The 4,795-nt window shown below is 70.0% G+C and carries 5 protein-coding genes; 3 read left to right on the top strand and 2 right to left on the bottom strand.

Going from position 1 to position 4,795, the window contains the following annotated elements:
* Positions 1-230 precede the first annotated feature (230 nt).
* Both tadA and M0P34_RS13735 read right to left on the bottom strand, forming a co-directional pair.
* Positions 231-773 (bottom strand): tRNA adenosine(34) deaminase TadA, encoded by a 543-nt coding sequence (gene tadA / locus M0P34_RS13740; protein WP_291500119.1) that lies wholly within the window; start codon positions 771-773, stop codon positions 231-233.
* Positions 774-838: 65 nt separating this feature from the next.
* Complete coding sequence (locus M0P34_RS13735) at positions 839-1,648, bottom strand: phosphoribosylformylglycinamidine synthase subunit PurQ (RefSeq protein ID WP_291500117.1); 810 nt, start codon at positions 1,646-1,648, stop codon at positions 839-841.
* Positions 1,649-1,956: 308 nt separating this feature from the next.
* Here M0P34_RS13735 and M0P34_RS13730 point away from each other — a divergent pair, with 308 nt between their 5' ends.
* From M0P34_RS13730 to M0P34_RS13720, 3 genes are all read left to right on the top strand, one after another.
* Positions 1,957-3,615, top strand: a complete 1,659-nt coding sequence (locus M0P34_RS13730; RefSeq protein WP_291500115.1) for a CTP synthase — start codon at positions 1,957-1,959, stop codon at positions 3,613-3,615.
* Positions 3,616-3,618: 3 nt separating this feature from the next.
* Positions 3,619-4,443: a 3-deoxy-8-phosphooctulonate synthase gene (gene kdsA / locus M0P34_RS13725; RefSeq protein WP_291500113.1), complete on the top strand. Its 825-nt coding sequence runs from the start codon at positions 3,619-3,621 to the stop codon at positions 4,441-4,443.
* Positions 4,424-4,795 (top strand): phenylphosphate carboxylase subunit delta (locus M0P34_RS13720; RefSeq protein ID WP_291500111.1); only part of this gene is annotated, 372 nt, incomplete at its 3' end. The genes kdsA and M0P34_RS13720, both read left to right, overlap by 20 nt.

Raw genomic sequence — 4,795 nt, 5'->3', positions numbered from 1 at the left:
GCCGGGCTGTGTCCTGCCTCGACCGTTACGGGCCAGGTCGCGGCCCCGGGCTGTTCCCTGCCCTGGCCCCTGCGGGCGACCTGTGCCCCGGGGCGGCGCCTCGCGCTCCCCCCGGGCAGCCTGCGGCCCCGGGCTGTTCCCTGCCCCTGCCCCTGCGGGCCACTCCGCCGCCCGGGGCGTTCCTTTCCGGCCCTTGCGGGCCGCCTCCCCCTTGCCGAGTGCGTTGTCCTTCAGGCCGATTCGGAGCCGTGGCTTCCGGGCGGGGCCGGGGGGGGCGTGGCGGCCTGGCGCCGGGCGCGGAAGAAGCGGCGCAGCACGTCGCCGCATTCCTGGGCCAGAACGCCGCCCAGGGCGGGGAAACGGTGGTTGACGAAGTCCAGGCTGGCGGCGTCGAGGCGCGAGGCCACGGCGCCGGACTTGGGGTCGTGGGCGCCGTAGACCAGGGCGCCGATGCGCGCGTGGACCATCGCGCCCAGGCACATGAGGCAGGGTTCGAGGGTGACCACCAGGGTGCAGCCCGTGAGGCGGTAGTTGCCCAGCCGCCGGGCGGCCTGGCGCATGGCCAGGATCTCGGCGTGGGCCGTGGGGTCGCCGTTGGCTATGGGCGCGTTGGCCGCGCGGGCGAGCACGGCGCCGTCGGGTCCCAGGAGCACGGCGCCCACGGGCACCTCGCCCGCCTGGGCCGCGCTATGGGCCTCGGCCAGGGCCTGGCGCATGGGCTGGTCCCAGGAGTCGAGGCCCGGGGGCAGGGTGGGGAGGTCTGTGGTCAGCATGGGGCCTGGGCCCGCCTGCCGCGCGGGGCGCCCGGCGAGGGGCGCCCGCGCGGCCCGGGCCGGGGCTACTGGGCCTTCAGGTGGGCCACTGCGTTTTCGATGAGCACCGTGCCCAGGCGGGTGGCCTCGCCGCGCGTCCAGCCCGGGTGGTTGGTGACGTGGTTGTACGCCTCGGGGTGGGGCATGAGGCCGAGCACGCGGCCCGTGGGGTCGGTGATGCCCGCGATGCCCAGGGGCGAGCCGTTGGGGTTGGCCGGGTAGTCGGTGGTCACCAGCCCGCTGGCCGGGTCGGCGTATTGCAGGGCCACGAGGTTGGCGTCCACCAGCTCCCTGAGCACGGCGTCGTCCATGGGCACGAGCTTGCCCTCGCCGTGGCGCACGGGCAGGTCGAGGGTGTCGATGCCGCGGGTGAAGACGCAGGGGCTGTGCGGGTTGGCCTTGAGGCGCACCCAGCGGTCTTCGAATTTGGCGGAGTCGTTGAGGGTCAGGGAGACCTGGCGCTCGAAGTAGCGCCCGCCGATGGCGGGCAGCAGCCCGAGCTTGACCAGGAGCTGGAACCCGTTGCAGATGCCCAGGACCAGGCCGCCGGCGTCGAAAAAGGTGCGCAACTGCTCCACCAGGGGGTCGCCGTCCCGGGTGCGGGCAAAGCGCCAGCGCAGGGCGGCGGCCTGGGCCGCCCCGAGGTCGTCGCCGTCCAGGAACCCGCCGGGGAAGATCAGGAAATTGTAGTCCGCAAGGCGCACCCGTCCGGCGACCAGGTCGGAAAAGTAGGTGATATCGGCGGTGTCCGCGCCGGACTGGCGGGCGGCATGAGCCGATTCCACCTCGCAATTGGTTCCGTATCCGGTGATGACCAGCGTCTTCACCTGGGCCATGGTCTCCTCCAATGTTTTCTTGACAGGCTGATGCCCGTTGACTAGCGTACCTGAAACACGAGGGACCATAATGAGACATCCGCAAAGCGTCAACATGGAACCGTGATGACCCGGGCCCTCAAATTCCTGATTTTTCATGAAAAAATAGTTAGATACAGAGGTTTTGCCACCGCCGCAACCCGCCAGGACCCTCCGGTTCCGGCGGGTTCGCACTTGAATGGCGCGCAGGTGGCCACGCGAACTGAGCGGGCGGGCGGCCGACGGCCGCACGCATCGAGGACAACAAGCAAAGAGGGCAGGTCCAGACCATGAAGACCAAGTTCATTTTCGTCACCGGCGGCGTTCTCTCCTCCCTGGGCAAGGGCCTGGCCGCGGCCTCCATCGGGGCCCTGCTGAAGGCCCGGGGGCTTTCCTGCACCATCCAGAAGCTCGACCCCTACATCAACGTCGACCCCGGGACCATGAACCCCTTCCAGCACGGCGAGGTCTACGTCACCGACGACGGCGCCGAGACCGACCTCGACATGGGCCACTACGAGCGCTACCTCGACGTGCCCATGAGCCAGCGCAACAACTACACCTCCGGCTCCATCTACCATACCGTGATCACCAAGGAGCGCCGCGGCGACTACCTGGGCGGCACGGTGCAGGTCATCCCGCACATCACCGACGAGATCAAGCGCGCCGTGCTGTCCCTGGGCAGCGACGACCTGGACGTCGCCCTGGTGGAGATCGGCGGCACCGTGGGCGACATCGAGGGCCTGCCCTTCCTGGAGGCCATCCGCCAGCTGCGCGGCGACCTGGGCAAGGAGAACGTGCTCTATATCCACCTGACCCTGGTGCCCTACATCAAGACCGCCGGCGAGCTGAAGACCAAGCCCACCCAGCACAGCGTCAAGGAGCTGCGCTCCATCGGCATCCAGCCCGACATCGTGCTCTGCCGCTCGGAGTGCGACCTGGACGACTCCCTGAAGGCCAAGATCGCCCTGTTCTGCAATGTGGACAAGGACGCCGTGTTCTGCGCCGTGGACGTGGACAGCATCTACAAGGTGCCGCTCAAGCTCTACGACGAGGGCCTGGACCAGAAAGTGGCCATCATGCTCAAGCTGCCTGCCAAGAATCCGGACCTTTCGCCGTGGCACTCCCTGGTCCACCGCCTGGACCACCCCCAGGGCGAGGTGACCATTGCCATCTGCGGCAAGTATGTGGACCTCAAGGAGGCCTACAAGAGCCTGCACGAGGCGCTGGTCCACGGCGGCGTGGCCAACGGTGTCCGCGTCAACCTGCGCTACATCAACTCCGAGGAGATCGACGCCGGGTCCGTGGCCGGGCTGCTCCAGGACTGCGACGGCGTGCTCGTTCCGGGCGGCTTCGGCTCGCGCGGTGTGGAGGGCAAGATCAAGGCCATCGAGTACGCCCGGCGCAACAAGGTGCCCTTTTTCGGCATCTGCCTGGGCATGCAGTGCGCGGTCATCGAGTTCGCGCGCAACGTGGCCGGGCTCGCGGGGGCCAACTCCGAGGAGTTCGACCAGAACACCCCGCACCCGGTGATCTACCTGATGAAGGAGTGGTACGACTTCCAGAAGGGCCGGGTGGAGGTGCGCGACGCGCTGTGCAACAAGGGCGGGACCATGCGCCTGGGCGCCTATCCCTGCCGCCTGGAGCCGGACACGCGAGCCCACGCGGCCTATGGCCGGGACGCCATCGACGAGCGCCACCGCCACCGCTACGAATTCAACAAAGCCTATTTCGACCAGCTGAAGGAGCAGGGGCTGGTCTTCTCGGGCCTGTCGCCCGACGGCGAACTGGTGGAGATCGTGGAGCTGCCCGACCATCCCTGGTTCCTGGGCTGCCAGTTCCACCCCGAGTTCAAGTCCAACCCCATGCGGCCGCACCCGCTGTTCCGCGAGTTCATCGGCGCGGCCCGCCGCCGCCGCCAGGACGGCGCCAAGGCCAGGAAGGGCTAGGGCATGGCTCGCGCCGCGCAGCTGCACGCCCAGGCCCAGGCCGGGCCCTTCGTCATTGCCGGGCCCTGCGCCCTGGAGAGCCGCGACGTGGCCCTGGCCGTGGGCCGGCGGCTGGCCGAGGTGTCGCGCGCCCTGGGGCTGCCCGCCATCTTCAAGAGCTCCTTCGACAAGGCCAACCGCACCTCGGTGGAGAGCTTCCGGGGCCCGGGCCTGGAGCGGGGCCTGGCCCTGCTGGCCGAAATCAAGGCCGAGACCGGCCTGCCCGTGCTGACGGACATCCACCTGCCCGAGCAGGCCGCGCCCGTGGCCGAGGTCGCCGACGTGCTCCAGATCCCGGCCTTCCTGTGCCGCCAGACGGACCTGCTGGTGGCCGCCGGGCGCACGGGGCGGGTGGTCAACGTCAAGAAGGGCCAGTTCGTGGCCCCGTGGGACATGGCCAACGCCGTGGGCAAGATCCGCAGCACGGGCAACGCCATGATCTGGCTCACCGAGCGCGGGGCCAGCTTCGGCTACAACAACCTCGTGGTGGACATGCGCGCCGTGCCGTCCATGCAGGCCCACGGCTGCCCGGTGGTCTTCGACGCCACGCATTCGGTGCAGCTGCCGGGCGGGCAGGGCGCGAGCTCCGGCGGGCAGCGCCAGTTCGTGCCGACCCTGGCCCGGGCCGCCGTGGCCGCCGGGGCCGACGGCGTGTTCCTGGAAACACACCCCGACCCGGACCGGGCCCTGTGCGACGGGCCGAATTCCTGGCCGCTGGAACGACTGGAGCCCCTGTTGCGTGATCTTCTGGACATCTGGGAGGCGACCCGTGGTCGGCGCGTCCGCTAGGGAGCGCGCCGCCCTGGTGCGGCTGCTTGTGCTCGACGTGGACGGCGTGCTCACCGACGGCGGGCTGTACTACGACGCCGAGGGCAACGTCTCCAAGCGCTTCAACGTGCAGGACGGGCTGGGCATCAAGGTCGCCCAGGCCGCCGGGCTGGAGATCGCCGTCATCACCGGGCTGGAGTCCAAGGCCGTGGAAAAGCGCGTGCGCGAGCTGGGCGTGGAGGAATACCACGCCGGGCATCTGGCCAAGGCTCCGCTGCTTGAAGGCATGCGCCGGGCGCGCGGGCTGGAATGGTCGCAGCTGGCCTACCTGGGCGACGACTGGGTGGACGCCGGGCCCCTGGGGCTGGTGGGC

It is taken from the genome of Desulfocurvus sp., assembly GCF_023230885.1.
Taxonomy (GTDB): domain Bacteria; phylum Desulfobacterota; class Desulfovibrionia; order Desulfovibrionales; family Desulfovibrionaceae; genus Desulfocurvus.
The sequence above is the reverse complement of the archived record's forward strand: the minus strand, read 5'-3'. Positions and strand labels throughout refer to the sequence as shown.